The 3,566-nt window shown below is 57.4% G+C and carries 3 protein-coding genes and 1 pseudogene; all 4 read left to right on the top strand.

The window, feature by feature from the left end:
• Positions 1 to 108 precede the first annotated feature (108 nt).
• The 4 genes and pseudogenes from ACR0AP_RS20785 to ACR0AP_RS20770 all read left to right on the top strand — a co-directional run bounded on the left by ACR0AP_RS20785 (position 109) and on the right by ACR0AP_RS20770 (position 3,473).
• On the top strand, positions 109 to 375 hold the full coding sequence (locus ACR0AP_RS20785; RefSeq protein ID WP_480509180.1) for a DUF4158 domain-containing protein: 267 nt from the start codon (positions 109 to 111) through the stop codon (positions 373 to 375).
• A pseudogene (locus tag ACR0AP_RS20780) lies at positions 341 to 646 on the top strand (DDE-type integrase/transposase/recombinase); the annotation flags it as partial. The gene ACR0AP_RS20785 and the pseudogene ACR0AP_RS20780, both read left to right, overlap by 35 nt.
• Before the next feature lie 143 nt (positions 647 to 789).
• The gene (locus ACR0AP_RS20775) at positions 790 to 1,878 is read left to right on the top strand and encodes a P-loop NTPase family protein (RefSeq protein WP_480509178.1); all 1,089 of its coding nucleotides are present in this window, start codon (positions 790 to 792) and stop codon (positions 1,876 to 1,878) included.
• Entirely contained in the window at positions 1,875 to 3,473 is a 1,599-nt protein-coding gene (locus ACR0AP_RS20770; protein ID WP_480509176.1) for an ABC transporter transmembrane domain-containing protein, read from the top strand. Before ACR0AP_RS20775 ends, ACR0AP_RS20770 begins: the two co-directional genes overlap by 4 nt.
• Positions 3,474 to 3,566: the final 93 nt, after the last annotated feature.

Raw genomic sequence — 3,566 nt, 5'->3', positions numbered from 1 at the left:
CCTTAAATCATCTTGTCCGTCTTGCCGTAGTCAACCCATATTGACGGACGGATCGGGACGTCCCGCCAAACGAGCGTTTCACGGACATGCGTGTAAGAAGGGTATTTCATGGCACGGCGACAATTATTGACGGCAAGGTTCTGGTCTCGGTTGATGGCGCCGCCCTCGGAGGATCGAGAGGTTGCGATGTATTGCACGCTCACCCCGGACGAGATTGAGGCTGTTGCCAGAAAGCGAACAGCTGCCGCCCGTTTGGGCTATGCTGTGCCATTGGCTTATCTGCGCCATCCCGGGCGGGTTCGTGAGGTTGGAGAACAGCCCAATCATGCGATGCTGGCCTTTCTTGCAGATCAAGGCACTGGCGCCCGAAGCTGACCATCGCGCCCATAAAGGCCTAAACAACGCGATCGAGGTCTCGCACCGACCGACCCGAAAGCGAGAGAAAACACTCGGCCGGTTCAAATCTCACCGTCAGGCTCAGAGGTTTCTATCCGCGCATGACCAGATCAACCTGATCTTCCGCCCTCGCCGCTATCAACTCACCACAACCTCATACCGATACGCACGTTCCGATGGTAAATTGCACCTCATCGGCAACCACAGTTTAGAACTAAGTCAGACATTATGCAGGTGGCAACGTTTTTAGAAAACTTAATAGCTACGGCCTTAGGCATCGTTCATAACTCGTTCACATCTGCTTAACGATTGCATCATTACAGCGTCAGGCTTTGCGGTCGTGTACCGGGCAAGTTGGCATTGTCACGACAATCCACGGCTCAGGAGGAACAGATGGAAACCTACGCAACACTCAATTTCGCTTCGGTACGACACACGATCAAATGGGCGTTCACGACGCGCCGTGTGTTGCGCGAGGATATCGCAGGGCTAGCCCCACTCACACCGAACACCCTGCGAGCTGGCGACCTCATGTTGTGTGAGGTCGCCAGTATAGGGCAGCACAAGAAAATCCAGCAGGAGAACCAGCGCATGTCGGTGATGTATCCCGGTGATCTTGTGGTTCTGTGTCTGGGTGACCGTTATGCACCGGACCAGTTTCTCGGTGCAGCAAAACTGAGCGGCGATAAGCTCGATCTTCTAGCTGGCGGCGGTCTGGCCGGCACGGTTGAGGCGGCCCACCGTTCCATGTCGAAACCGACACAGCTGCGTCCGATCGGTGCGTTGGCAGATCGCCACGGAAACGTAGTCAATATTGATCGCTATGCTATCGGTGCAGCGACCATCCCGGAAGCCATGACCGTATTTGGCGTCTTTGGGGCGTCTATGAATGCGGGTAAGACCACCGCGGCAGTCTGCTTGGCACACGGCCTGATGCGGGCGGGTCACAAGGTGGCCGGTATCAAGGCTACAGGAACTGGCGCGTTCGGTGACTTCAACGCCTTTGAAGATGCGGGCATTCCTGCGAGCGACTTTACCGATGCCGGATATGCCTCGACCTTCCGGGTGTCTCTGAAGGATATCGAACAGTCTTTTGATGCGCTGGTTGGCCAGGCGGCCCGGAGTGGCGCTAATGTGGCAGTGGTGGAGATTGCTGACGGTGTGTTCCAGAAAGAGACCCGCGAAATTCTGCAGGACTCCTCGATCATTCGTCGAATGGATGGTCTGCTCTTTGCCGCACCGGACGCTCTTGGCGCGGTTGGTGGAACACAGCTTCTCTCAACCTACGGTCTGTCACCATTCGCGATTTCAGGCATGGTCAGCCTCTCGACACTCGGAGCGCAGGAAGCGAGCCAGGTTACCGGACTTCCGATACTGACCCGCGAAGATCTTTGCAAACCCAAGGTGGTCACTGATCTGACGGCCCGTCTGATGCGCGGCAAACAAGCGGACGTGCAGGCAACACCTGCGGTTGCCGCATGAAAGTGCTGAGGCTTCCCAATCCAATTGCCCGGCCGCGAGGTCGGGCAATTGCCGTCATCGTGGTGCTTGGCGTGTTGCAGGCGGCCTGTCTGTTTCTTGCGGCCTTTGCGACACGCGGCCTGTTCACTGCATTGCATGGTGAGGCGGGCATTCCGTTGATGCTGGTCGCGCTCCTTTGCCTCGCAACGGCGATTACGGCCACCTGCCAGGCGCTTGCTCGAACGCGGGCCGAGGCTCTGGGCCATTCCTTCGCCATAGAATTGCGTGAAGTTGTTTTCGCCGCCGTTGCGCGGTTGCCGCAAGATGTGCGTGATCGCAGAAGCATCGGCGGGCTGTCGCTGCGCTTTGTTGGAGATATGAGCGCTGCGCGAGGCTGGGTTGGGCTTGGTTTCTATCGGCTCATTGTTGGGGCCTTGGTCGCGCCAGCGGCATTTGCATGTCTCTGGTGGCTCGATCCTCATCTGGCGGCAGCCGGAGCACTGCCGTTGCTGGTCGCGGTGTTCTTGATGGCAGGCTTCGGTTTGATCCTGCGCAGGCGTCATCGGCGGTTAAGAAAAAGCCGCGCGAAGCTCGCGATCTTTGCCATGGAACGGATCATGATCTCGGACGCGCTTGTGCGTTTGGGGCGGTTGCGCCGCGAGTTGAAAGCGCTGAAGAAAGCGGGCAGGGCGGTTTCGGATCATTCTGTGCGCCGTGTGCGTCGGGTTTCCTTTCTGAGGGCTCTTCCCGATGCCGGCCTTGGCATCGGTGGCGCAGCCATTCTCTGGACGGCGCTGACGTATGGGATCGCGCCTGGAATAACGGCAGGGGCACTGGCGGTTTTGGGAATCGCGGCATCCCCCATAAAGGAAATGATCGGTGTTTGGGATCGCTACGCAGCCTGGAGCGTGGCGCGCGGTCGTTGTGAGGCGCTGTTGGCCAATGTAGAAGCCGTCAAGACGAGCAAGCCCATCGATACCCCGGTGGGTCTGCGTCTGAAGAAAGACGGAGATACGCGTTTCTTCTGTGCAACAGGTCGCGTTACCGGCCTGTCGCTCCCCGAGATAGACGAAGCGATCAATGCCATGCGCTGCATCGCCTCCTGTGTTGAAACTGGCGGCTGGAATGTGGAATTCGATGGCATTGACAGTGCTGCGGTACAGGTGAACCCTGTCAGCGATGAACCTTCGCTCCTGAAGGGATCGCTGCGGCGGAACCTAACGTTGGCCTGCAAACGGCGCCCGTCTGATCCTGAAATCGAAATTTGCGCGCGCGACATTGGCCTTGGTGATCTGGTTGATCGACTGGGTGGGCTCGATGAAACCATTACCGAGCGGGGAACAAATCTGACGGCAACGGAAAAACTGAAGATTTCAGTGGTGCAGACGATTTTGGCCGATCCGGTGTGCATCGTGATTCAAAGCCTTGTCTGGCCGCATGTATCAAATCGCGATAAGCTATTAGCAAAGCTCGCCAAAACTGGTGCAACAATCGTGCACACTTTGGGGGCAGGGGACGCGCCTGGCACACATGTTTGGCTCTCGGATGCAGACCGCAAGGACATGCAAAGCGGCTCTGGGAAAAGAGAAGAGAAGGGGGAACGCCAATGCGCTTAACGAGCGTAGTCACAGGATACACATTCGGTGTATTTTTACTGGCGCTATTGAGCGGTGGTTTGGCTTTTTGGGCCATTGACCGGACAAGTGGCC

The sequence above is a fragment of the Ruegeria sp. AF7 genome (assembly GCF_056541885.1).
The sequence above is the reverse complement of the archived record's forward strand: the minus strand, read 5'-3'. Positions and strand labels throughout refer to the sequence as shown.